At 46.5% G+C, this 25,500-nt stretch carries 16 protein-coding genes and 1 pseudogene; 9 read left to right on the top strand and 8 right to left on the bottom strand.

The features are described 5' to 3' along the window. The first annotated feature begins 155 nt into the window (after nucleotides 1-155). Nucleotides 156-476, top strand: a complete 321-nt coding sequence (locus tag ACO6UY_RS19795; RefSeq protein WP_422448501.1) for a hypothetical protein — start codon at nucleotides 156-158, stop codon at nucleotides 474-476. A gap of 76 nt (nucleotides 477-552) precedes the next feature. On the opposite strand, the gene ACO6UY_RS19790 is transcribed toward ACO6UY_RS19795, so the two are convergent. The 8 genes from ACO6UY_RS19790 to ACO6UY_RS19755 form a co-directional block, all read right to left on the bottom strand. Next, a complete protein-coding gene (locus ACO6UY_RS19790) occupies nucleotides 553-1,767 on the bottom strand; it encodes a TerB family tellurite resistance protein (RefSeq protein WP_422448503.1) in 1,215 nt (404 codons plus the stop codon). 56 nt (nucleotides 1,768-1,823) lie between these two features. Then, the gene (locus ACO6UY_RS19785; protein WP_422448505.1) at nucleotides 1,824-2,972 is read right to left on the bottom strand and encodes a TerB family tellurite resistance protein; all 1,149 of its coding nucleotides are present in this window, start codon (nucleotides 2,970-2,972) and stop codon (nucleotides 1,824-1,826) included. Nucleotides 2,973-3,007: 35 nt separating this feature from the next. After that, on the bottom strand, nucleotides 3,008-4,654 hold the full coding sequence (locus ACO6UY_RS19780) for a dynamin family protein (protein WP_422448507.1): 1,647 nt from the start codon (nucleotides 4,652-4,654) through the stop codon (nucleotides 3,008-3,010). Further along, complete coding sequence (locus tag ACO6UY_RS19775; RefSeq protein ID WP_422448509.1) at nucleotides 4,654-8,196, bottom strand: patatin-like phospholipase family protein; 3,543 nt, start codon at nucleotides 8,194-8,196, stop codon at nucleotides 4,654-4,656. The genes ACO6UY_RS19780 and ACO6UY_RS19775 overlap by 1 nt, the downstream gene beginning before the upstream one ends. 184 nt (nucleotides 8,197-8,380) lie before the next feature. Next, entirely contained in the window at nucleotides 8,381-8,566 is a 186-nt protein-coding gene (locus tag ACO6UY_RS19770) for a hypothetical protein (RefSeq protein ID WP_422448511.1), read from the bottom strand. An 83-nt stretch (nucleotides 8,567-8,649) separates the two neighbouring features. Further along, complete coding sequence (locus ACO6UY_RS19765; protein WP_422448513.1) at nucleotides 8,650-8,922, bottom strand: hypothetical protein; 273 nt, start codon at nucleotides 8,920-8,922, stop codon at nucleotides 8,650-8,652. Between the two features lie 251 nt (nucleotides 8,923-9,173). Further along, entirely contained in the window at nucleotides 9,174-10,493 is a 1,320-nt protein-coding gene (locus tag ACO6UY_RS19760) for a PD-(D/E)XK nuclease family protein (protein WP_422448515.1), read from the bottom strand. Nucleotides 10,494-10,740: 247 nt separating this feature from the next. Then, nucleotides 10,741-11,787, bottom strand: coding sequence for a restriction endonuclease (locus tag ACO6UY_RS19755; RefSeq protein WP_422448517.1), 1,047 nt, complete (start codon nucleotides 11,785-11,787; stop codon nucleotides 10,741-10,743). 345 nt (nucleotides 11,788-12,132) lie between these two features. On the opposite strand from ACO6UY_RS19755, the gene ACO6UY_RS19750 reads away from it, so the two are divergent. The 8 genes and pseudogenes from ACO6UY_RS19750 to ACO6UY_RS19715 all read left to right on the top strand — a co-directional run bounded on the left by ACO6UY_RS19750 (nucleotide 12,133) and on the right by ACO6UY_RS19715 (nucleotide 25,435). Further along, the gene (locus ACO6UY_RS19750; protein ID WP_422448519.1) at nucleotides 12,133-15,513 is read left to right on the top strand and encodes a DEAD/DEAH box helicase family protein; all 3,381 of its coding nucleotides are present in this window, start codon (nucleotides 12,133-12,135) and stop codon (nucleotides 15,511-15,513) included. A 14-nt stretch (nucleotides 15,514-15,527) separates the two neighbouring features. Then, entirely contained in the window at nucleotides 15,528-17,105 is a 1,578-nt protein-coding gene (locus ACO6UY_RS19745; protein WP_422448521.1) for a type I restriction-modification system subunit M, read from the top strand. After that, nucleotides 17,102-18,265: a restriction endonuclease subunit S gene (locus ACO6UY_RS19740; RefSeq protein ID WP_422448523.1), complete on the top strand. Its 1,164-nt coding sequence runs from the start codon at nucleotides 17,102-17,104 to the stop codon at nucleotides 18,263-18,265. Before ACO6UY_RS19745 ends, ACO6UY_RS19740 begins: the two co-directional genes overlap by 4 nt. 19 nt (nucleotides 18,266-18,284) lie before the next feature. Beyond that, complete coding sequence (locus ACO6UY_RS19735; protein ID WP_422490958.1) at nucleotides 18,285-21,563, top strand: DEAD/DEAH box helicase; 3,279 nt, start codon at nucleotides 18,285-18,287, stop codon at nucleotides 21,561-21,563. A gap of 11 nt (nucleotides 21,564-21,574) precedes the next feature. After that, nucleotides 21,575-21,706: pseudogene (locus tag ACO6UY_RS19730) on the top strand (AAA family ATPase); the annotation flags it as partial. A 54-nt stretch (nucleotides 21,707-21,760) separates the two neighbouring features. Continuing rightward, nucleotides 21,761-23,215, top strand: coding sequence for a DUF3696 domain-containing protein (locus ACO6UY_RS19725; protein ID WP_422466319.1), 1,455 nt, complete (start codon nucleotides 21,761-21,763; stop codon nucleotides 23,213-23,215). Next, nucleotides 23,215-24,117, top strand: coding sequence for a hypothetical protein (locus ACO6UY_RS19720; protein ID WP_422448529.1), 903 nt, complete (start codon nucleotides 23,215-23,217; stop codon nucleotides 24,115-24,117). The genes ACO6UY_RS19725 and ACO6UY_RS19720 overlap by 1 nt, the downstream gene beginning before the upstream one ends. Before the next feature lie 148 nt (nucleotides 24,118-24,265). Beyond that, on the top strand, nucleotides 24,266-25,435 hold the full coding sequence (locus ACO6UY_RS19715; RefSeq protein ID WP_422490957.1) for a PcfJ domain-containing protein: 1,170 nt from the start codon (nucleotides 24,266-24,268) through the stop codon (nucleotides 25,433-25,435). The last annotated feature ends 65 nt before the right edge of the window (nucleotides 25,436-25,500 follow it).

The raw sequence follows: 25,500 nt of genomic DNA, 5'->3' as shown, positions 1-25,500 counted from the left end.
CGCTGTGCTTAAAGTTAGTGATATTGCCTATGGTTCTATTGCTTAAAAAACGGTGCCGGTGCAAGTTAATCGATAAAAATTCTATTGCTACCTCTTGATTTCTTACAACCTAATCCCCATATCTACAGCCCTTATAACTGAGTAGGTGAAATATTATGGCAATCATTATCCAACCTTCCTCTTTCAACTACACAATTGACAGCACTGGAGATGAGTGTGAAGTCAACGGAAGTGATATACAATTTGACTCTCATTGCGTCAATCGCAATCCCCAGTACAAAGAAGACGATACTGAAGAGTTACATTATTTCTCGGTGAATACGCTCCACGGAACTTTCAAGTGGGCAGTGAATTTAACCATTGGTATGCAGGGGTTTGAGATTACAGAATCAGTGCTTACCGAATATCCAGAAGGCATTACAGTAGAAGAGGACACAATCTTCTCAATCTGTGAATATGAAGAAAATGTAGCTTAATCGTAGCGGGAGTCTAAAAAAAGAAATAGGCTCCCATACCTACAGTTTAAATATTTCTCAAATACCATTCCCCAATTTATTCAGCTTCCCAGTCTATTGATCTAGGTTGGCACGCCCTTTTACCTCGAGTTAACCTAAACTTACCAGACTGCACAACTTGGGCAAAAGTCATATCAACTCTTTTATGAGGCGTCGTTTCATTGTTATGTCCAACACACTCATAAAAAACGTCCGATACAGCAACAATTTCACCAATCACATTATTCTGGCCATCCGCCGAAGCTGGAAAAATAATTTTCCTCATCCATCCTGGATCGCACACTCCCGATTGAATACTTTCAATAGACAGCCCCCAAAAATCAATCAATATTTCCCCGGGCACTTCTGCGTTCAATCTACCTTTTTCAATCTGGCATGAAATGCTACGCTTAACAGCATCATAGCCAATATCCATGCCATGTATATCCAAATAAACCACCCTTATCTCACCACCACCATCAACAACTTTATAGAATTTGCTATTACTAAATAGTATTTCCCCACGATCTAATTTTGACTGTAGAAACGGTACAAGCATCTCATTCGTAATTACAGGACTAACAAATTCCTCTGTAATTTCTGCTTTACCGTGTGGATGCTCTATACGATGACGATAGCCATACTCTATGGGTATCCATTTTAAATTTAGAAAATCTTGCAGCTTTTCTTTCAACCAACTCTCTCTAAACTTTGATGTTCTCTGTAACAATTCATCCAAATCCACCTCATAATATTCCAACAGGTGCTTAAAGTACTCAGGATTTAACAGATGCGAACTAAAGTAGAGGCTGCTTTCTTCCCAATCTTTATGCTTGATATGACAAAAAAGATCAAAAACATCCCGTCGGGTACCATTTAGCACTTCCAATTGCTCGGTAATTTTATCAATAACTGCCTGTTCTTTTTCATGAATATCTTCATCCCGCATAGCCATCATATAGGCATCGAACAGGAAAAGTTGCGCCAATGGGTTTCGGCGGAAGGCGCGAAAAAAAGCCAGAGCCGTATCTTTATCCGGTGACTGGGCAAATGCCACCAAATCATTGACCAGCGATTGATCCAGATCAAAGGATTTAATCAAAATGGTTAAATACTCTTTTTCACTGTCAGTGATCTGACCATCGGCATTCATCACTAGTGCCAGACCATTCAAATATAAAAGACGATCTTCCAGAGAGAGTTCCTTTACCGGATGATGGGTAAAAGCATTAGATTCTTTCGTGACATCTTGGATGAAGTTGAGGATATCCATTTCATTAAGCCTTTAAGGATAAAGGCTCCCATGCATAACATGAGAACCAAAATTATTTACCTAACAAACCGGTACTTGCCCGTCACAAGAACTTCTTCAAAACTCACCCTAACAAGAGCGGCTCTATTGTCCTTTTCTTGCCTCCACAATCTCCCAAAGAACCTATCTTGAACAACTTCATCAGTAATATATCCATCATGAAGAATTAGACTTGTAGAGTAATAACTGGGATTCTCTTCACACAAAGGAAGATTATCTTTAGAAACACACCAAAAATCTGCTAATATCTCACCTGGTACATTTGCGTTAAGTTCACCCTTGCCAAGAGAGCAATTAAAAATCCTTGTCAGTGCGTCATACTCAATATCAGATGTAGAAATATCAAAAAAAGCATTTTCAATAGATTCTTCTACATTTTGTTTTTTGTAGATTAAACCATCTACAACTCTAAGCTCTCCGCGATCTAACTTAGATTGCAGATAGGGAACCAACATTTCGTTGGAAATCTTGAGCTGAATAATTGTTTCAGTTATTTCTTTATGCGGTATTTTCTCATCCAAGTCTGAATAATATCGTAGTGGAATCCACTTAAGCCCTAGGAAAGACTGCATCTTTTGCTCTAGCCATACCCTCTTTCTTTTTTCTGCTCCCTTTAATATTTCTTCAAATTCGACTTCAAAATATTCCAATAGGTGCCCAAAATATTCAGGATTCAAAAGGTGAGCCGTAAAATATACGCTTGCCTCTGACCAATCTTTATTCTGAAGGTAGCAAAATAGTTCAAAAATATCTTTTCGCAATCCCTTTAGAACCTCTAGTTGCTCACCTATTTTATCAATAACAATTCGCTCTTTGTCCTGCAACTGACCATCCCGCATACCCATCATATAGGCATCAAACAGAAAGAGTTGCGCCAGCGGCTTGCGGCGAAAAGTTCGGAAAAATGCCTGAATAGTGTCTTTATCTGGAGCCTGGGCAAAGGCAACAAAATCATTCAGGCAGGATTCGTCCAGATCAAAGGACTTGATCAGGATTCGCAGGTATTCCTTCTCTTCCTCATCAATCTCGGCATCGGAGTTCATAACCAGCGCCAGGCCATTCAGGTAGCTCAGACGCTCTTCCAGTGGCAGCGCCTTGGCTGGATGGTTTTCAAAGGAGTTCGCCTCTTTAGTGGCGTCGTGGATCATATCCAAAATATCAAACATGGTTCTTCCTTAATGTTCCCTTAACAATGTGTTTATCAGGAAAGGTTAATGGTGAGATGCACCAGACATTTATTGTCACTGGTGATCTGCAGTTCAACGGGTGCTCCGAAGGTAAAGACTTCATTTAATGCCAACCCTCCAAGAACGGAATTGGCATGGGTGCGGGTGATCATAATTTCCATCTCCAGATCTGAATCAATCACCACACCCACCGGGCTGATTTTCTGCACCTGTGCCGGAATGCGCTTGAGATCGGCATAGCTTGCCAGCTGTCGCTTATCTCCCTGCAACATGGCGGTAAATACCAGAGTTTGCTGGTGTGTTTCGCCCTGCTTCTGATATTGTGCCAATGGTTGCAATGCGGGCTGGTAATCAATAGACAGTTGCAGTGTTTCCAGCAGGGTTTCCAGTGTTTCTTCCAGCTCCTGCTGACTGAGTTTTGCCTGTTGCTGAGCTTGCATCAGCCTGTCCAGCTGCTGACGGGTTTTCTGCTGCATATCTCGCAGATGCTGCTGCTGACTTTCTGACAGCTGGTTATCAAATAGCAACTCGTTCAAAGTACCCAGAGTCAGTTTCTGGGTATGAGTGCTGCTCTGAATATCGCTGATGTACTGGCTGATCTGCCGGGTGATCTGACTATAAAGTGCCGTCCCCGGCTTGTGACTATTGATTGCTGAAAGCATATCGGTAAGCACATTGCCACTATCTGACACTTCCTCACCACTTTGAGCCGAATAGCCAATCACATCGTAATAAGCCAGCTCTGCCCGCTCCAGATCTTTGCGGGCATTGGCAATCACTTCCCGCACCTGGGATTCCGGCTTTTTATCCGCCTTGCTGAAGATAAACAACACCGGCTGACGGGATTCCAGACTGGCAATAAATTCAATATCCTGTTTCGGGATGGTGCCGTTCTGAATATCCACCAGCCAGATCAGATAATCTGCTTTCCGTAGCTGCTGACGGGCAATGTTCTCGTCGGTATTATCACTGCGATGGCTGATATTATCCGCTTTGCTGTAACCGGGAGTATCCAGAAAGGCCAGGGATGCATAGTTCAGCGACTGCCGTTCAATAGAGACCAGTTGCAGCAGATGACTGAAGGTGACACCAAAGCGATCATTAAAAGCGTGACAGATAGCTGCCAGGGCATCTTCATCAATCTCGGTCTTTTTGCCATAGCGGTTCAGGGCGGTAATACAATTTTCGGTACCCTGACTGATATAGGTGGGAATCGACGTAGTGGGTGTGGTATCTGTTGGCAATAACGACGGGCAGCCCAAAACCGAATTCAGAAAACGGGATTTACCGGCACTGAAGGCACCACCTACCGCCACGGTATAGCAACGCTCCAGCAGGGGAAAACAGGCTACTTCGGTTAGCCGGTCTTCCAACTGCTGCATACGGTTATAGAAACCGGCACCAGCTACGTGAATATTATCTTCTACCAGTTTCAACAGATCGTTGTCGATCAGCTCCCGGATACGGTCAAGATGATCCTGCCAGGGTTCCCGATGGCTGTTCTGGCTGATCAGTTTGGCGCACAGTTGTAGCCCTGCCAGCGGATTGTGCAGGTAGGGGTTTCCGCCGGGTTCATTAGCGACTGTCAATACTGGCTCTGAAGCTGCCACGGGGTCAATGTCCTGATGGCCATTCATCAGGGCTTCAAGGTCTAATTCCATTATGCGATCTCTGGTAGCTGTTGTTGCCACTTTGTCAGTTGCTGAGCCTGAACTTCCCGCTGTTCCTGCGACTGTTGCAACTCATCACGCAGGGCTTGTAACTGCTGCTGTCGGCTTTGCTGCTCATCGGCCAGTGCCTGCTGCAGATTTTGCGATAGCTGGCTGACAGCTCGGTGTAATTCAGTTTCCAACAAGGTTGAGACTTTATTCAGGGTCTCCGGGATAACCTGGTTATCAATAGCACTGCGAATCTGCTGTTCCCGCTCGGCTGCGTTATCTTTTCTGCCCAGCAACCCGCCAATAATGCCGGTGATAATGCCACCCATCGGCCCGGTCAGCAGCCAGGCCACGCCGGTACCAATGACCGACCAGGTTTTGGAAAACTGCTCTTTCTCCAGGGGCGGAATGGTCAGGTGAATGGCAAAATCCCCCTCAGCAGCGGCGAAGTTATCCAGTTTGGCCTGCAGTCGTTCCACTTCCTGCTGGATCAGCTGAACCAACTGTATTTGCACTACGGGGCGAACGCATTCTTGAACCACAGCACTGACCTGACCAGAACCCGCTGCCCGCACAAGTTCACCGTGGGCACTGTTCAGTGCCTGTCGAGCTTCTGCCAATAGTTGCTCTCGCCCGACGCTGCACAGGTTGTAACGCAGTTCTGAAAGATCCCGTTCCAGCTGTTGTCGGGCGCGGTGATCAACGGCTTCTGCTTCGGTAATCTGCTGTATCAGCTCAGGTTCGCTGGCACCGAGGGCATGGAGGGTTTGGTCAATCTGCTGCCGCACTTGTGCAGTGCAGTCCGCCACTGCCTGGCCATAACGGGCAGATAACAGGGACTCTTTATTGACCAATGCCTGATCCAGCAGGTCAGCAAAGGGCTGGATGGTACCATCCCCATCCCTGGCCTCAATCGCGGCGGGAGTATCGCAGATCAGCGCACGCTCTGCCAGTGTGGCATTTAACTGTTGTTGCAGTTCAGTAATTTGTGTTGGTGTTCGACGCCCCGCCTTAGAGATCAGACAGGCAATGGATTTCTGGTAATCAAACTGAATTTCTTCCAGCTGACGGATCACCGAATCGTCAAATGGCACATCAGCGGGCATCAGGTTTATAAAGGTATCACCCCGCCCCAGATACCAGGCAATGGCTTTCTGATGACCGTCGTTTTTCGAGTCAAAGCCCGGCATATCCACCAGCACCAGGTCAGTACGATGTTGCAGCTTCGGAATATTCAGAAACAGCTGGATATGGGTCAGGTCGTCAGTAATGCTCAGACTTGCCAATGTCTCCAGTGACTGTTCTACCTGTCGACCATCCAGATAGTTAAGTACCAGATACTCTTTCGGGTTGTAGGCAATTTCAGTGGCGATGGCGGTTTCCGGCGTAATATCGCTGGCCAGCAGTGATCGCCCCAGGTAGCGGTTAATCAGGGCACTTTTACCAGCGGAAAATTTACCGATTACCGGCACGATGACTTTAAAGTTGCTAATTCTGTCCGTCAGGTAATCCAGAGAGCTGTGGAAGGTATCGCTCATGCCCAGTGCCGTGCCGATTTCACGCAACTGTTCCAGAGTGGTCAGGTAACGCTGTGACGGTGTTTGCTGACCATTGGCTAACAATGCCATGGATTGACGACGGTCATTACGGCGCAGAGAGTAGAGCAGCTCCAGTCCGAGGTGTAGGCCAGTCACTGGTGTTTGCCCAGGCGAATGTTCGGCAATAAGCTGGTTTTCACCTTCAAGGGTTCGCTGAATGCCTTTTAACAGGCTGTGAAAGTCGTTATCACTTTTGATAACCGGGAATATCTGTTGCACTGCCAGCGGTTGAGCAAAAAGGCGGGCATGTTCTGGCTCAAACAGTTGTGCAGGTAAAACTTCAGCATCAGCCAGGTGCAGATCAGCCAGTGCGCTTTTGTAGCGATTGATTTCCGGCTGTGCCCAGCTACGGCCACTGGCCTCGTAAAAACTGGCTGTGGCATAAAGCAGGTTATTCAATGGCTGGTCGGCGGGGAGATTACGCACTTCATGGAACCAGTCATCCAGTGCCTGCTTCTGTTCAATACGGTCCAGCCGCTGATCAACCAATCGGAAGCGTTGTTCTACTTCTTGAGTCAGCGCCTGAAGACCATCGGCAAACAGCTTAAAGGTGGCCATGGTCTTCTGGTTCTGATCCTGCACAGCACCATAGAGCATATTAATATGCCCCATCAGGTACTGGGTTTTGTTGCTTAATGTGACCATCGCTTCCATGGTCAGCATCTGTTTATGGTTAAGTTTCTGGATCAGCGATTGGGTGGCATACAGGCTGGCATTGAGAGCATGATTAACTTCCGCCTGCTGTTGCCAGTTGCTGCCGGTAACGGTGCCCAGTATTCGTCCGAACCAGCTCTGTTCCAGCTGGTTGTTAATGCGGCCATCGGTTGAGGCCAGAGTGGTGATGGCTGTAAATGCTTCTTCGAGCAGCTCATCGGAGTTGGCTTTCATCTCGTCAATCATCTGATCCAGCTGGTGACTGATGATCTGTTGTTCCTGCTCCTTCAGGGTCACTGCCAACTGAGACATGATTTCCTGATAGTTCACCTGCTTATCAGCACTCTCAGGACCTCGCAGTTGCTGGTTCAGTTCAATCTGGTCACAAAAAACCTGATGACTGTCGCTAAACTCGCTGACAGCAGTAAAGAAACGCGCTTCATCCTCCAGAAACGGCTGAAAGCGCTTAAGAATGGTAACCGTATCTTCATAGCCTAAATCTATAAGCTTTCGGGCATTCTCTGGCGTGAAATTCAGGGCAGCAATCAAACCATCAAAAGCCTCGCTGGGAATGATGTTCCAGAATTTTATCTCGGGGTAATCACGCTGGGCAGTCGCCACTTCCGGTGAGCGGCTGAGGTAGATATTGATGATATGCGTGCACTGCTCTTGTTCGATCAGCGGCTGGAACGGCGTATTGTTACTGAACCTGCCCGGAAGCACACCGCCATCCCAATAGTTTTCACCCTCAATAGTCACCGGACTGAATACCCCCGGAATGGCTGAAGATGCCGTCAACCAGAGGGGAATATTGCTCTCTTCCACCGAGTTAAGGAGGGGTAACACCAACTGACCGTTACTCTGCTGTAGGGCACAGACATAAAACGGCATTGCTGAACAGGTAACAGCGCCACAGGCACCACTTTCATCAATCAGGCGCTTCAGGCCATCCTGAGAGAACCAGCCTTTGCCTTTGAGCATGTGGGCCAACTGGATAATGGTTTTGGCCTGAGCACCCGGAATCGCAAAACTGGCAGCCATGGTCGCCAGTTTTTGCGCCAGCTGTTCAAAATCAAATTGGAGGATTTTATCAGTAGCAATATCCAGCCAGAGCTGCTCTGCCCGTTCAAGATCTCCCTGAACAAACAGTGCACCGTTCAGAGAGCCAACGGAGGTACCGGCAACGGCCTGGATATTCTGATCCATGCCAAACTCGCGGAGGGCTTTCCATACGCCTATAGCGTAGGCACCTTTGCCACCGCCGCCTGAAAATACAATGCCGGTTTTTGACATAAACCCTGAAACCTTTATTCCCTGATTAATCGAGGGGCGGATTGTATATGAGGATGGATGTACAAGTTTTGATCTGGATTAATCTTGTGATGCAAGCCGCAGAAAAATAAACACTTTTTTACTTACATTGGGAAAGAGAATGGGCATACTTTGGTAAATTGATAAGCCCACAGTGAAAGCAGATTCAGCAGGCGAAAATCAGAAATTCATCAAACCCCATAAAAAAATGGCCGCTATCAAAGCGGCCTTTTGAGGATTTCTCTTTACGGTAATATTTGGTTTTATCCCTGCACACCTTCATACGGTACTTCGGGTTCCATAGTTCTTGTGCGGCGGTATCCCGTCGTGCCGGTTTTCGTTTTTTGGGCATGTTTTTCTCCTTTCATCACCTTTTCCGTGCCTGCAATGCAGACACGGGGAGAGCACTTTATCAAATAATACCGCCGCAGCAAATCACAGATCAGCCCGCTCTCTGGTGAACACACAAACCACACCCGCGCTGTTGTAAATCACCTCATGATTTAAATCACAATAAGTGGCAGCCACATTCAAGGGGAGTTGCTCACTGCCCCAGGAAGACGGCCGGAAATAGGATAGCTGTCCGTTTTTACACTGTTTAGCTTCTTCATCCGTCCGGTACACACAGATCGACGATTGATCAACCTTTTCTGGGCCACAACCCGCCAACATTGCCACCACTAACAGAAGAAAACTTACTCTCTTCATGATCCCCCCAAACCAGAAACAATACCTGCTGCCAAAAGCAACGTTACAGGCTGCAAGTCAATAATCAGGGCAAGACACGTTCTTTCTGATTTTCTGAACGTTTACCCACAATATCTTCCAAACCACTAACAGGCCATTACTCTATGTCGCTGAGCCTTTGATGTTGGCAAACAGCTTATGGCCAACGGTATTTTGGCCAAACTGTGAAGAAAAAGAAGAATTTCAGCACAGCCAGATTCCTTTTGACAGGATTAGTGCAACCCTGCCAGCACTGAATTTATCCAATCCAGCCTGCCCACTAATTCCTGAAGCAGGTTTTCCCTGATATTGGATTTGTCATCAACCCTCAATTTAAAGAGCGTCGTATATTGCCAGTTACTTTTCACCCGTCGACCAAAGGCGTCAACGATTGACCAGGCAAGCTCATCATTACGTACTCCAGATCGCTGTAGAATGAACTTAATGAGAATTTCTTCGCCATCCTCCTGCCGGTGCTGCTCAACAGTTAGATAAAAAGGCCATAATGGCTGATCCGTTTTTTGAAACTTGGCCCAACTGAACTGAAAGATATCCAGCATAGCGATTTTTTTATCAGAAGGCCTACAATCAAGCTGCCCCGGAAAACGCTTGTCAAGCAGCTCTTGCAACCACTCCAGCCGGGCATACTGAGCCAGGGTAGACAGCAAGGTAGCATTGGTTTTGAAAAACTTGCGAAGGAGCACTACCTGATCAAACGGCCCTGGTTCTAACTGCTTGTTCAGTCCAATCAAGCCAATATCATCCAGTTCCCAGATATTAAGCTCATTTTCACCTGTAGCCAGCACTACTTCACTGTATTGATCCACCAAATCCTGATGCCTGCTGGCCATACCTGCCATATGCCCAATGGCACTGTTGTAAACGTTGTCCAGTTCATAACAGCTGCTCAAATGAACCAAGAGATCTTTCAAAATCCATTGACAGGCATCCGAGCCGGTATCCTTTTCTACAGCTTGAGTCAGTGCATCAATCAGCCAGGAATGGGAAACAATAGCCCATTTATCCTGTTGGCTGGCAGCCAGTTTATTCCTATCTGTTTTTTCCTGGCCATCCATCAGAATACGGATAACCCGATACCCAGGGTCAGATTCAATTTTCTTCTCAACCCTCTCAGAATACGCGGCCAGCTGATTGTTTGTTTCGCCACTACCATATTTATACTCAATCACAACCACCAGCTTGTTATCGATATCGGTGGCCAGAATATCAATTCTCCGTTCATAGCCATCAAGTCCATACTCTTTATGTACGCTCAAGCCATGGAGATTCATACTCTCCAGCTCAAGTATTGAGACCGGGCTGGTATATCCCTCACTGGTAATCGCTCCCCGCAGCATGGATTTGATAAAAAAGTCATTTAAACCATGCCCTTCAGCGGGGTTCAGCAACCAGGCAATTACCGCTGAAAGTCCCGTCTCATTTAAATCAAGCACATCGAAAATCTGACGATTCTGATTATAACGGGCAACAATCGGGTAACTTTCATCGTTAACAAATTGTTCTGCCAGCGTTACTGCTTTTTGTAAGTCCATCACGATACCAATACGACACGGTTAGTAAGATTAATATTGTAAGTACATGACCAAATGAAATCATATATTTCCCTGTTCCCAGGCCACAGAAGACCTGGCGGCGTCCTGAAAAGCAAACGGTCATGTACTTAGTAGAGATATCAGCACTGATCGTCAGGCTAAATCACTATGATTTTTATTACGGGTTAGGAATGAGGAAAAAGAACAAGTTTAGGGACTTTTCAAAAAGAAGAACCCTCAATATATCTCAGTCCACTGTCGCAACTGTCCAGATACGTTTCAATGGCAACTCCGCCTTGATCTCGTCATCCAGCTTATCGTAATGGAGAAAAAGCTGTTCCAGCAGATCCTGCTGAGACCAGAGGCGGACACGGAAGAAGCTGGAAGCCAGCTCTTTCTGCACATTACTTTTAAAACCTCCCCAGGCGATAAACAGTCCACGGGTTGCATTAAACTTGGTCATAGCCCCCATCAGCTTGTCCACAGTAGGACGATCAATCAACCCTCCACCGGACTTCACTTCTACACAGATACTCTGTTCCCCAAAACCCATAGGCCCATCGCCTGCAAGGATATCTACACCGCCATCAGCACCTTCCGGACTTTGCCAGCAGGTGTAACCCTGGGCTTCCAGAATAGCTTTCACCAGCCGTGTCAGGTTATGGCCTTTGAACTTGGCTTCGATCAATTTGATTATCTGACCATGCCCCAACTCTTCCAGATCGGAATCCACCCGTTCATCACTGGCATCTTCATCGTCGGTACTGCTTGTCACACTGGTAACAATCTGTTTTTGACTTTCCGGCTGCCAGCCCGAGGCAGCCATTTTGCTCAACCGCTCTTCTGCATTATTGCGTTTGATCTGGCAGATAGTCAGAAAGGCCCCAAAACTGTACAGCAAATCCTGAGAAAAATGTAATCGAGGAACCCCTTCCGGCTCCCATTGAACAGAACGCCAGTGGAAGTAGGGATTTTCGGCATCCATCTGGTGCTGATAGTCCGAGCTAATCACACCCACATAGATCACCGGCTGCTGTTTTGAGGGGAGAATCACCCGGTCTCCCTGTTTCATTACATGGGCGAAGGGCCAGATCTGGCCCACATTATTACTTAGCCTTCGGGGTTTCTCATCACCATAGGTCTGCTGCAGCTGCGTCATCAGCTCACTGCGCTCCTGCAACTGATCCAGAGGGATATTAAGATCATCCCAGGTCAGGTAGATCCGTTTATCCTGAAGAAATTTCTGTTCATACTGCCCTTGGGAACCAGCCCTTACCAGCCAGACTGTCATCATATCTCCTTATGCTTGTTTCTGGTTGCCTTTATCTACTTATAACAAAACAGATAGCTCAAGTGTTGAAAAACCTCATTTTAGGGCTCTCGATGTCTACATACTTTGCTCTACGTCTAATTTCGAAATGGTTAATCGTGATTAACTCTGGCCATTTTTTCATTCTCTTACTGGAATACTGAAGCCAAATTATTCGTCGACAGCAATAGTCATCAAGTGTCGTGAACAGTAGAATATTCTGGTTTAAGGATTTACAGGGTTTGCAAATGAACAGCACAAAAAAGCGTTTTTTCATTAGCTGTATTGGTGGAAATGATTATCTGTGCTGTCATGGAAGGAATTAATTGCATGAAATCAGTGAACTTCGAGTTTCTACGCCCCGGCAATGAATCGCTGGCCATGCTTGCCGGTTTAGCAGAAGCAGTTCTTCATATTGACCCAGGCAGTACACTGACTCGACTACGCAGCTTTGTCGAAGAGATGACAAAGGCTATCTACAAGGAAGAGAATCTTCCAAGAATGCCCCGATCAAGTTTTTACGACCTTGTCTCCGACCCTGTATTTGTGGATTGCGTCAGCAAGTCACTATTACATCAGATTAATTTCATACGCATTCAGGGAAATGAACCCGCCCATGGCGGTAAGGGTGATGCCCGCACTGCTGTAATGGCACTCAGTACTGCCCATCAACTGGCTATGTATATGGCCATTAAGTACTATGGCAAGAGCAAAGATGATATTCCTCCTCTGAAAGAAATTCCTGACCCAAAAGACAATTTGGCTCAGTTAAAGAAGTCAGTATCCAGTTATGAGAAAGAGCTGGAAAAGCAGCAAGAAGAGCTACAACGGGTGATGGATCAGCTTGACCGTGAACGTATTCAATACGCTGGCAAATTGAACCCACCCGCCACACCTGGCATACAACAGCGTCAGCAGCAAAGCCAGTCTGTGGCAAACAGCCTGCAATGGGATGAAGCAAAAACCCGCAAATTACTGATCGACGTAATGCTCCTGCAAGCAGGCTGGGATGTTAAAGATACCGACCAGGTTGGTATTGAGCATAAAGTTGACTTTCCCAATAACCCCAAGGGGTATGGCAAAGCTGATTATGTTCTCTGGGACGACAATGGGCAACCTCTGGCCGTCGTAGAAGCAAAAAGAAGCAGTAATGAAAACCTGCAGGCAGGCCGTGAGCAAGCTCGGCTTTATGCCGATGCACTGGAACGAATGGGTCACCAGCGCCCGGTCATTTTCTATTCTAATGGCTATGAAACTTATATCTGGGATGATCAGCAGTACAATACCTATCGCCCCATATATGGTTTTTACAGCAAAGACAGTCTTCAAGGGCTGATCTTTCAACGCAACTACCGTAAGAAAGATCTGGAGCAGCACAATCCTGACCTGAAAATTGTTGACCGCCCTTACCAGATAGAAGCCATCAAAACCGTTGCCGAGCACTTCCAAAACCAACGTCGTAAGGCGTTAATCATTCAGGCAACCGGCACTGGAAAAACCCGGGTTGCCATTGCTCTGGCCGAGTTACTCATTCGCGCAGGATGGGCCAAGCGCACGCTTTTTCTCTGTGATCGAAAAGAACTGAGAACCCAGGCTGACGAGGCGTTTAAACAAAATCTGCCCTCTGAACCTCGATGTATTATTGGGGAAACCAACAAGATCGACCAGTCAACTCGTATTCATATCGCCACATATCCTGGCATGATGAATCGGTTTGCCCAGCTGGATGTCGGATTCTATGACCTGATCATTGCCGACGAATCCCATCGGAGTATTTACAACAAATACCGGGACCTGTTCGATTATTTTGATGCCCTGCAGGTTGGCCTGACAGCGACCCCGGTAAAGTTTGTCAGCCGTGACACCTTTACCATGTTTGGCTGTGATCAAACTGACCCCACCTTTGAATTTGGCCTGGATGCGGCCATCGAGAATGAACCACCCTACCTGGTACCTTTTCGGGCAAAAGATTTGACCACCGAGTTCCTGCGCGAAGGCATTCATTACAATGATCTTACTGACGAGCAGAAACGGCAACTGGAAGAAGACCTGGGCGAAGAAGAAGCGAAAAACACCCGGATTGCCGGCAAAGATATCGGGCGAAAAATCTTCAGCAAAGATACCGACCGCATCATTCTGGAAAACCTGATTGATAACGGTATCAAAGACGAAACCGGTTCACTGGTGGGTAAAACCATTATTTTTGCCCAGCGCCAGGATCATGCAGAACACCTGGAGGAGTTATTTTGTGAACTCTACCCCCAATATGGAAGCAAAGTCTGCAAGGTGATCCATAACAAAATCCCCCATGTTGACAGCCTGATTAAAGAGTTCAAAAAACCGGACAATGATTTTCGCATTGCCATCTCCGTCGATATGCTGGACACCGGCATCGACGTACCGGAAATTGTTAACCTGGTCTTTGCCAAACCCGTCAAATCCTGGGTTAAATTCTGGCAGATGATCGGTCGAGGCACTCGATTGCGTCCCAACCTGTTTGGCCCGGATAAGCACAAAACCGAATTTCTTATTTTCGATCATTATGGCAATTTTGAATTCTTTGATCAGGTATACAAAGAGCCACAGGATACGGGCGGAAAGTCATTGCTTCAAACAACCTTTGAGGCCCGGCTGGAACTGGCTCAGCAGGCACTGAAGAAAAATCATGTTGCAGCTTTTGATACAGCTATTGAGTTACTGCGAGCCGATATTAACGATCTTCCGGATGACAGTATCGCCGTCCGACGTGAACTGCGCCTGGTCCACCAGCTGCAGCAGACTGACCTGCTACAAAAACTGGATGCCAGAACACAACATATCCTCGCAGATACCATTGCGCCCCTGATGGCATCACGCCCCCTGCGGGATAAATTTGCCATTCAGCTGGACAAGCTGATCGCTACTATTGAACGCTGTCTTGTTGATCAAGCCAGCTGTTTTGAAGATGGACGAGATCAATTGCTGGCAGAGCTGGATACATTAGCGGTAAATATTCAGGCGGTTCGCCAGAAGGATAGCGTGATTGCCGAGGTACGTAGCGCTCAGTTCTGGCAGGCACCGAGTATCGATAAACTTGAGAACGCTCGCCGGGAGTTACGCGGGATTATGAAATACCGTCAGTCCGGTGGCGGTGGTGGCCTCTATTCCAAGCCATCAACCAGTACCAGGGATGGTAGCGTCAGAGAAGAAACCAGAGAATACAAGGTGACTGGCGCCAATGAAGCCATGATGTACCGTCGACGTTTAAAAGCCATTCTCGACGATATGATCTCCGCGAACCCGACGTTACAGAAAATACATCGAGGTGAGACCATTGCCGAAGGTGAGCTGAAAACCCTCACCTCAACCATACTGACCAGTCATCCCGGAGTTGACCCGCAAGTACTGAACGAGTTTTATGGTCGCACCGCTGATAAACTACAGATAACCATTCGTGAACTGATCGGGCTGGATCCAAAAGCCATAGAAGAGCACTTCAAGAGCTTTCTCCATGATCACCCGGAACTCACAGCAAAGCAGGTTCGCTTTATGAACCTGTTGAAAAATTACATTGCCCAGCACGGCAGTATTGTTGTAGACAAACTCTATGACGCTCCATTTACCACGGTATCCCATGAAGGTATTGATGGGGTCTTTAAACCAGACGATGTGGGCACCTTAATCTCTGTGTTGAAACCTTTTATACAATCTGACCCCACTCAGACCACTTAACGAAGAAAGACTGCATGCTAATCAAAAGTATCCGTAACGATATCGACATACTCTGGTCCAAGTTCTGGACTGGAGGTATCACCAACCCATTAACGGTCATTGAGCAGATCAGTTACCTGATCTTTGCCCGCATGCTCGATATGCAGGAAGATGTGGCCGAGCGAAAGGCTGCCCGAACTGGCAAAGACTTCCCCTTGCTATTTCCACTTTCCCCGCAAGGACAACTTCTGCGCTGGAAGAACTTCAAGAACCTCTCTGGAAGAGACTTACACAAACACCTGAAAGGCAAGGTTTACCCTTTTTTCAGCGAGCTGGGTAAAGACGGTGAGACCGGTTTTGGGCATATTGCCGAGTACATGGAAGATGCAGACCTTGAAATCAAGAACGAATCCGTACTGGTCAGTGCAGTGGCCATGGTTGATAAACTGCCCCTGACTCAAAGTGATGTAAAAGGCGATATCTACGAATATCTCCTCAGCAAGCTGACCACAGCTGGCATCAATGGGCAGTTTCGAACTCCGCGACATATTATCGATGCCATGATCAAAATGGTGGATCCTCAGCCAACAGAAACCGTTTGTGACCCGGCCTGTGGTACGGCTGGATTCCTTGCCCGAACCATGGAATACCTGAATCAGGAACATTCAAGTTCTGAAGAAGAAGGTGGTCGCTGGCAGGATGAGGAAGGCAACTGGCATTTCTCTGGTGATATGTTGGAACCCTTCCGCGCCCATATCAACAGCCAGATGTTCTGGGGCTTTGACTTTGATACCACCATGCTGCGTGTTTCCAGCATGAACATGGCTCTGCATGGCGTGAATGGTGCCAATATTCTCTACCAGGACAGCCTGAGCAAATCCATTAAGGAGAGCTTTCCTCAACAGGAAGAGAACTTCTTTGATGTGATTCTCGCCAATCCACCATTCAAGGGCAGCCTGGATGAAAGTAATACTAACCCGGATGTACTGGGTATGGTGAAAACCAAAAAGACCGAGCTGCTGTTTGTTGCCCATATTCTGCGGGCTCTGAAGCTGGGTGGCCGTGCCGCTGTGATTGTGCCCGACGGTGTGCTTTTTGGCTCCAGTAAGGCCCACCAGCAGCTGCGCCAGGGGCTGATTCAGAATAATCAGCTGGAAGGGATTGTTAGTCTGCCATCCGGTGTCTTTAAGCCCTATGCCGGCGTCTCTACCGCCATTCTGATATTTACCAAGGGTGGCTCAACCGAGCGCGTCTGGTTCTATGACCTGAAAGCGGATGGTTATTCTCTGGACGATAAACGGAATGAGTTGAAGGGTGAAGACAGCAATGACCTGCCGGATGCTATTGCTCAATGGAAGGAATACCGCAAGCTACTGGAAGCTAATGCTTCTGCTGAGGATATCAATCGGGTCTTTGGCGATAAGACTAAAAAGGCTTTTGTGGTTGACGCAGCAGATATTATCGATAACCGCTATGACCTCTCCATTAATCGTTACAAGAAAGAGGTTTATGAAGAGCAGAAGTACGATGAACCTGAAGATATTTTGAAAGCCTTAATTTCTCTGGAAGGAGAAATTTTGGCTGACCTGAAAAAGCTGGAGGGCATGCTGTGAGTGCCTTACTGGGAAATTTAGTTGATATCATTGGCGGCGGAACACCCAGCAAAAGCAACCCTGGGTATTGGGGAGGGGATATACCCTGGGCCTCGGTCAAGGATTTCAAAACCACCAGATTGGAAGTTACTGCTGATTATATTACAGAGCTTGGTGTATCCAAGTCTGCGACCAATGTAATACCAGCTGGAAACATCATTATCCCTACTCGAATGGCGCTTGGAAAAGTCGCATTAAACATTGTTGACATGGCAATCAACCAAGACCTCAAAGCTCTGATTGCTAAGGACGAAACCGTAATATTCAAACCGTATTTGTTGCGTTTTTTAGAGTCAAAAGCAAAATATCTTGAAGAGCAAGGTAAGGGGGCCACTGTTAAGGGCATCACCTTAGATGTTCTTCGTCATTTAGAAGTTCCTCTCCCGCACATAGACGAGCAAAAACGCATCGCCGCCATCCTCGATGAGGCCGATGAAGTTCGCCGCAAGCGCCAGAAAGCGATTAACCTTGCTGATGACTTCCTTCGAGCAGTGTTTTTGAAGATGTTTGGTGACCCTATAAGCAATCCTAAGAGCTACCCAGTCGGCTCTATCCGGGATCTGCTAGAGGAGGCCAAGTACGGAACCTCAGCCAAAGCTTCAGAGACAGAAGGCGAATACCCCGTTCTCAGAATGGGCAATATCACTTATCAAGGTCGGTGGAATCTTGATGATCTTAAATATGTAGACTTGTCTGAAAAAGAACAGCCAAAGTACCTTGCTCATAAAGGAGATCTAGTGTTCAACCGCACCAACTCACGCGAGTTAGTGGGCAAGACTGCTGTTTACTCTTTTGACTACCCAATGGCTCTGGCAGGCTATTTGATTCGTGCACGCGTCAATGAAAAGGGCAACCCCTACTACATTTCCGCATACCTGAACTCCAAACATGGCAAACGCACATTGATGAACATGTGCAAGAGCATTGTGGGTATGGCAAATATCAATGCCCAAGAGATGCAGGATATAAAAATCCTGATTCCTCCCATTGAGGAACAAGTAAAGTATCAGGAGATTGAGCTGACCATTCTTAACAGATTAGGTCAAATGAATAGCAGCTCTGATCAAATTGATGAACTCTTTAAATCACTAAGCCAAAAAGCCTTTTCCGGCCAGCTGTAAGTTAGGACATTAACCACAAATGGATTTGTTTGCGCCATTACAAGTCACAATCATGCTCCCCGCAAAATTTTCACCTAAGCAAAAAATTGGTGATAACGCTGTTGTACAGCAGCTTGTGCGACAAGTCTCCCTGACTGTTCAGGTTCAGGTTTCTGAGTACCCAGGCTACTTCAAACTTACCAGCCAGCTTGCCGGGACTCTGAATCAGTTATACCTGAAAAACCCGAAACTCAAGGGGCGCTGTCCCGAAGGTGTTGCAGTTCTCAAAGCAAAGCGGCCTTTTAACCTTGAAGACTTAACAGAAGATACCCAACTGGTATGGGAACACTTCCCGGATCGTGAAGTGGCTTCTAACCCTGATGATATACGCCAATCCTGGCGAGGTCAGTTTCAGTTCAAAGAGGAAAATCAGGAACACCATGAAATGGGGTTACGCAGACCTCAGTTAGGCGCCCTCCATGCCATCTCTGCCTGGTCTGCAACCGATCGTCAACTTGAACCTGCAACCATTGTTTTGCCAACCGGAACCGGTAAAACAGAAACCATGCTGGCTACTTTGGTCTATCAGCGCTGTGAAAAGGTTCTGGTTATCGTCCCTTCCAAATCATTGCGCCACCAGACAGCCCGTAAGTTTTTTTCTCTGGGATTTCTGCCTGAAATGGGAGTTATTCCCGGTAATATTCAGCTACCTTCTGTTGCGATTATAGAATCAGGCATAAGGAGCATTGAACATGCCCACCAACTGGCAGACAGTGCCAATGTAATTATTGCGCTTCCCAATGTTTTCTCAGCCAGTGATCCGGATGCCGTTGACCAGCTCTGCCAGCGGTGTTCTCACCTTTTTGTCGATGAAGCCCACCATATTTCTGCAAAATCCTGGCGGGATATCCGTGACCGTTTTGACGGTAAGCGGGTTATTCAGTTCACGGCCACCCCTTTTCGGAATGACAGGCAAGCCCTGGGCGGGCGAATTATTTATAGTTACACCATGGGAGAAGCCCAACGTGCTGGCTACTTTACCCATGTAGAACTTATCCCTGTTGAAGAGTATTACGAAGAACGTATCGACAGGAAAATCGCAGAAATCGCCGTTAATCGGTTACGGGAAGATATCAGCCAGAACCTTGATCACCTGATGATGGCTCGCACTGCCAAAAAAGCAAGAGCGGAGTCATTACAGGCTCTATACCAGGAGATAGCTCCTGAGTTTAACCCCATCGTTATCCACTCTGACTATGGAAAAACAGAGGTCTCCAAACGGCTCGACAATCTGCTATCTCGCCATGCCCGAATTGTGATCTGTGTGGATATGCTTGGTGAAGGTTATGACCTGCCTAACCTGAAAATTGCTGCTCTGCACGATCATCATAAAAGCCTTGCAATCACACTGCAGTTTATTGGCCGATTTACTCGTACCAGCCATAATCAGTCAATTCGTCATGCCAGTGTGGTTATGAATGTTGCCGATCCGGCCGTGGAGGGTGACCTTCAAAACCTTTATGCCATAGGCGCTGACTGGGATAGTGTACTGCGCCGCTTATCGGAAAGACGAATTGAACGGGAAGTGATACTGCAAGAAGTTGTTGAATCACTGAAGCATAAAGGAGATCTTCATAACCAGATTTCCCTGTGGAACCTGGAGCCCTCCTTTACCTCTATGTTCTTTCATACCCACTGTGAACAATGGAAGCCTGAGCTGTTTACAGAACACCTGCCCAAACTTGAGCAGTACTGGCATGCCATTTCCGAGGAGAAGAAGCTGCTGGTGATTCTTGCCATACAGGCAGCGCCGGTCAAGTGGGGCTCTTTCAAAGAGTTAAAAGACACTAATTATAAACTTCTGATTGCCCACTGGGATCAAGATCGACAGGCACTATTTGTATTTTCCAATGATTATAAGCTGTTTAGGGTTGAAAAAATGGCAGAGTCGCTGTGTGAAGGCCATTGTCGACTCGTAAATGGTGAACAAATTTTCAACGTCTTCAATGGTATCGAATACCCATTGGCCAGAAACCTGGGCGCGGCCCAAATTGGCTCAATCAGTTTTACTCAATACTTCGGCTCCAACGTCACCGATGGTCTTTCATTAATCGAAGCCTCGCAATCCAGTTTGAGTAATATTGCAGCTTTGGGTTATGAAAACGGTAACCGGGTTATCTGGGGATGCTCTCAGCGCAAAGGCAAAGTCTGGTCACCACAGAAAGGTGGCTCCATTGCCGACTGGTGTAGATGGGTAAAAGATGTCTGGGACAAAATCATTGCTGAACACACTGACGAACAGAATATCACCCGGCACTTTCTGAGACCTGAAGCACTTAAGGCTCCATACTCCGGCCACCCGATATCTGCTCAATGGGGCGAACAACTGTTAACTACATACGAAGATAAAATTGAGTTTTTCTTTGCCGATCATTCCGCCCCCTTTTATATGATAGATCTGGAAACTGACGGCAAGGAAGCAGACGGCAGCGTTCGATTGGTTTTCTCCAGCGAGGAGAAGCGTTCGGTCTATAAACTGGTGATTGATGAAAACATTAACTCCCGTGGTTTTGACTATCAACTGGTCGAAGGTGACGGAATTTCCATCAAAAAAGGGAGTTCTGTATCTGAGCCGCTATCAGATTTCATGATGTCCGACCCCATCATGATTTATTACACCGACAGTGCATTTTCCTATAATGATCGTATCGTACATGTAGGTGAAAATGCTGGCCTATATTCAGCAGAAAATATCTCGACCATGGACTGGGATGGAACAGATATCCGTAAAGAGTCCATGGGTAAGCAGAGAAAAAGGGACTCAATTCAATGGCGTTACTTTGATCATATCCTTTCAGACTACGATGTTATTATAAATGACGATGGCTCGGGGGAGTCGGCCGATCTGGTGGCATTGAAAGCACTGGATAACGAAATTCTTTTGACTCTGATTCATGCAAAATACTCAAGTGCCAATGATCCTGGTGCGAGACTCAAAGATCTTTACGAGGTTTGCGGGCAGGCACAACGTTGTATTCGCTGGAAGCATCTCAACCTGCAATCTCTATATCATCATATAAAAAAGCGTGAGGCGCACTGGCAACCGCAGTACTCCCGGTTCCTCAAAGGAGAAATTCGTGATCTGGCAGCCATTCGCGACCGTGCCAGAACAACATCTTTAAAATTCCATGTGGTCATTGTGCAGCCGGGGTTAAGCCGGAGATCGATTACCGAGGAGGGCCTTAAGCTCTTGGGCAGTACAGCACTGTATATTAAGAAAACCACAATGGCGGACCTGGAAGTGGTTGGATCAGAATAGGAAAATCAGCAATGAAACTGACAAAGATAGCACTGACAAACTTTCGCTCTTTCAAAGAGACCCAGACTATTCATCTAGCTCCGGTGACCTTGCTTTTTGGACCTAATAGCGTTGGCAAAAGCTCCATCCTGATGGCACTGGCCTATGTACAGCAAATTCTGGCAAAGGGACATTGTGACCCACAGAAGCTGGATGCGTTGGGCAGCAAAACCATTGGTGGATTCCGAGCATTGGTTCACGGTCAGGATCTGAAGAAAAACATCAAAATAAAGCTTGACTTTGAACCTGGTAAAACACCTTTTGTACACTACGGTGCTGATGTTTTTGATATGTCCAACCATATTCAGAGTTCATATCTGTTAATGGAAGACTTCGGAGGCAGTATAGATACTGGTGCCGTTGAGTTTGAAATAGCCTGGTCACAGCGTTATCAGAAAGCGTTTGTCAAGTTTTACCGAGTATGGATAAATGATGCTTATATTGGCTGCATTTCTTCATCTGAAGACCAAAAGAACACTGCGATTCAGGCTCTGAACACACTTCACCCATTGCTTATCCCCTACAACACAGATGACTGGCTCGAATCAGAATACGGTGAAGAGGATGAAAGGGAGCCACTTGAGGCTGACCAGTATCATACTGAGTTTGAATATGTCTTAGATAGTCTCAACCCCTCTCAGTTTGCAAAAACAACAAAAGCAGATGAAGAGGATGAAGGTCTTCATGTTCCGAGTCGTATTGGTCCGATTAGTGTGGCCTGCAGAAATGGGGCTATCCCCTACATGGGTTACCCGATGCTCACCAACCTTAATGGGCAGGATATTGATGATATTGAAGAGCACTTTAATTTTCTGGTTATTCGGCAGGTCTTAAGCCAAGCATTCGTCCTGCCCCTGGACAAGCTTCTGGAATACCTTGAAAAGAGTATACAAATTGGACCTCTTCGTTTGGTGCCAGACAATGACTACGTGCCTAATCCCCATCCAGAACAAACTGATTGGGTGGACGGAGCAGCTGCATGGGATTTGCTCTATAAAAACCCTGACAGTAATAAGGAAGCGGCAAGACTACTTCGTGAGACCAGCAACTGGTTTGCCTCTCCGGATAAGCTGGATACTGGCTATGAGGTGATGAATCAGTCCATTGCTGAAGCAGCAGGACTGGATAGTAATAGTCAATTTTCTGAACTGCTTAACAAACGCAGCATCTTCTTCAAGGAGTTGCGTTCTGATATTTTGCTCTCAGCAAATCAGCTTGGTACCGGTATATCCCAGGTTCTTCCAATCGTTGTTGCTGCCAATCATGACCATATTGGTTTAGTCAGCGTTGAGCAACCTGAGTTACATATTCACCCGAGGTTCCAGGTCCAACTCGCCGATGTTTTTCTCTCCAACAGGCACAAGCATTCATTTCTCGTTGAGACGCATAGTGAGCACCTTATTTTGAGGTTGTTACGACGAATAAGAGAGACATCAGAACAGGAGCTTCCATTAGAGTACCAGCGTGTTAACCCGAATGATGTATCGGTTATTTATCTGGATCCCTCAGAAAATGGCGTTAAAGTTAAGCACATACGCATTGATGAGGATGGGGAATTTATTGACCGCTGGCCTCAGGGGTTCTTTGCTGAACGTAGAGAGGAGTTGATGTAATGCTTCATGAATATGCTATTGCCCCATCTCTACTCTCTTATTGGGCATTAACCAAGCGAGATTACACAGAGTTTCTGAGAGAATATGGCTTGGGAAGCCCCAGAGTTGTCAGCTGCTTTCCAAAGACCCGTTCGAGTAAACTTCGAAGCTATTTTTTGAGAAATGGCCCCGCAGATAGCCAGTCTTTACAAAGTCAACGCTATGTCGTAATGGTTGAAAAACTGTTAGAGACATTGGTAGTTAGAGAGAATACCGCAATCAATGACGATGAATGGGAGCATCAGGTATTAATAGAAAACAGCCGAATTCCCTTCAACATTATTCTTTCTAAACAATCACTTGGCGTTGACCACAGCTTGACACCAGATAGTATGTACGACGCTGACAGCCCCTGGAACCATGAAGTTCAGAAAGATATCATCAGAACAAAAAAAGGATTTTCTGAAGCCGTTTATAACATGCTTAGGCTATCGACAAAACAAGTAGTAATTATTGATCCTTATGGTTGGACTGATGAAGCAACCGACCTTGTCACCTACTTAATAAACAACATGTCTATTCATAGAGTCAGCAGCAGGCTTCCGTACGTTCAACTTTTTTATAAGCAACATACCAAATCTCCAAACGCCTCTTTCGTAAAGAAGGCGATTCTTGAGGGCATTGAGACTGGCATGTCTCTTGATGTGAAGGTCTATGAGCTGGAAGAAACTCCAAATGGGGATGTATTCCACAACCGATGTATCCTTACAGAGCATGGAGGTATTTCCACTGGACACGGGATTGGAGTATCTGAAAAGGAGGTCCATACTGATGAGGCGTTTCTGATGAAGCCTAGAATCTATCAGAAAAAATGGGATCAATTCATAGAAGGCAACAACTTTACCATTTGCTCTCAAGCTTAATCACGCTCAGACAGCATATAACGATATCTGATTACGACTTAGCCGTCAGACATTATAGAGTAGAATACCTAAAATCTTCTGGAAGATATGATTTATAGAGAGTCCATGAACTCAATGGAAAAGCACTTAAAAGGACTATAACGCGTCTATGCAAAATACCGCCCTTTCACTCCCTGAAGAAAAAGAATTCACCTGGTGCGACTCCCATCACAGCCTTACCATCGACTGTTTACCTTACCTGAATTATCCCTGCAAAATAGTGGTGGGTGGCTGGCAGAAAAAGCTGGACTGGGTTTCCATTATTGATCATGAGGTGGAACAGCCGGAATTTCATAGCTCCATCGCTTTTGACCTCTCTTCCATGGCGCACTGTGAGGATATTCAGTACTGGCTGAATACCATCCCCGAAGAAGTCCAGCGCAACATTGATTTTTTTGGTGCCCATAAATTTTTTGTGCTGAAACTGGTAGCCCAATGGCAGGAAGCTCGGGATCTGTTTTTCAGCAACCCGGTGCTTCTGTGGTACTGGGTTGATTTCTGTATCAACCATAAGCTTGACGAGTCCACGGCCCGAAAAATGCTGGCCATGAAGCAGCATCAGATTCTTGCCGCCATGGGCATGTCAAATAGCAAATCCCTGAACCGTCTGGTGAAAAAAATTCAGATTGAATCCATCCAGCGATATTTCGCCAGTAAACTTCTGTCTATTATCACAACGCCAGCCTACCTGGTTAAACTACGACATCTGCCAGTTATCCGGCAGGAGCATATTGATGTGATGATCGCCATGCCGGAGCTGATTCACTCACGCCTGCTTGAACTATTGGCAAGCATGGGCTGCCGCTGGGCAAGGGCTCGATTGATAAATATCATTCAGGATTGCCTGCGCATGGATCTTGCCCTGAATAGAGAATTGGCCAACTGCAACTCTGAGGCAGAGCTTAATCGAATCCATGATCGGGAAATGGCAAGACGTAACCGTCATGGCATCGACCAGAGGTTTATCCTTCTCGATGAACAGGATAATCCGCTCCCGTTTCCGTTACCACCACACCCGGGTACTGAATGGATTAAACCGATTCTGACTTTTGAAGCACTACGGGAAGAAGGCATAAAAATGAAACACTGCGTCGGCTCTTATGTCCGAAATGTACAAGCAGGCACTCACTATATCTATCATATGGAAGCGCCTGAATGCCTCACTATCAGTATTACCATGAATAATGGTCGGCCTTTAAGAATTGAGCAGGTTGCTGGCCCCTGTAACAAAACTGCCTCAAATGAAGCCAGGGGAGCAGTAATTCCCGATGAATCCTGAAGCACTACAGCCACGAGAGATACAGAAGAGGTAAAAAAATCATGCCCGCACAATTCTTCGACTAA

This window comes from Endozoicomonas sp. ALE010 (assembly GCF_049310165.1).
In the GTDB taxonomy this organism is placed as follows: domain Bacteria; phylum Pseudomonadota; class Gammaproteobacteria; order Pseudomonadales; family Endozoicomonadaceae; genus Endozoicomonas.
Note: the sequence above shows the minus strand (reverse complement) of the source record. Positions and strands in the feature narration are given on the sequence as shown.

Coding starts and splice junctions, on each gene's coding strand:
- ACO6UY_RS19795 (WP_422448501.1), top strand. CDS start 156: ATGGCAATCATTATCCAACCTTCCTCTTTCAACTACACAATTGACAGC.
- ACO6UY_RS19790 (WP_422448503.1), bottom strand. CDS start 1,767: ATGGATATCCTCAACTTCATCCAAGATGTCACGAAAGAATCTAATGCT.
- ACO6UY_RS19785 (WP_422448505.1), bottom strand. CDS start 2,972: ATGTTTGATATTTTGGATATGATCCACGACGCCACTAAAGAGGCGAAC.
- ACO6UY_RS19780 (WP_422448507.1), bottom strand. CDS start 4,654: ATGGAATTAGACCTTGAAGCCCTGATGAATGGCCATCAGGACATTGAC.
- ACO6UY_RS19775 (WP_422448509.1), bottom strand. CDS start 8,196: ATGTCAAAAACCGGCATTGTATTTTCAGGCGGCGGTGGCAAAGGTGCC.
- ACO6UY_RS19770 (WP_422448511.1), bottom strand. CDS start 8,566: ATGCCCAAAAAACGAAAACCGGCACGACGGGATACCGCCGCACAAGAA.
- ACO6UY_RS19765 (WP_422448513.1), bottom strand. CDS start 8,922: ATGAAGAGAGTAAGTTTTCTTCTGTTAGTGGTGGCAATGTTGGCGGGT.
- ACO6UY_RS19760 (WP_422448515.1), bottom strand. CDS start 10,493: ATGGACTTACAAAAAGCAGTAACGCTGGCAGAACAATTTGTTAACGAT.
- ACO6UY_RS19755 (WP_422448517.1), bottom strand. CDS start 11,787: ATGATGACAGTCTGGCTGGTAAGGGCTGGTTCCCAAGGGCAGTATGAA.
- ACO6UY_RS19750 (WP_422448519.1), top strand. CDS start 12,133: ATGAAATCAGTGAACTTCGAGTTTCTACGCCCCGGCAATGAATCGCTG.
- ACO6UY_RS19745 (WP_422448521.1), top strand. CDS start 15,528: ATGCTAATCAAAAGTATCCGTAACGATATCGACATACTCTGGTCCAAG.
- ACO6UY_RS19735 (WP_422490958.1), top strand. CDS start 18,285: ATGGATTTGTTTGCGCCATTACAAGTCACAATCATGCTCCCCGCAAAA.
- ACO6UY_RS19720 (WP_422448529.1), top strand. CDS start 23,215: ATGCTTCATGAATATGCTATTGCCCCATCTCTACTCTCTTATTGGGCA.
- ACO6UY_RS19715 (WP_422490957.1), top strand. CDS start 24,266: ATGCAAAATACCGCCCTTTCACTCCCTGAAGAAAAAGAATTCACCTGG.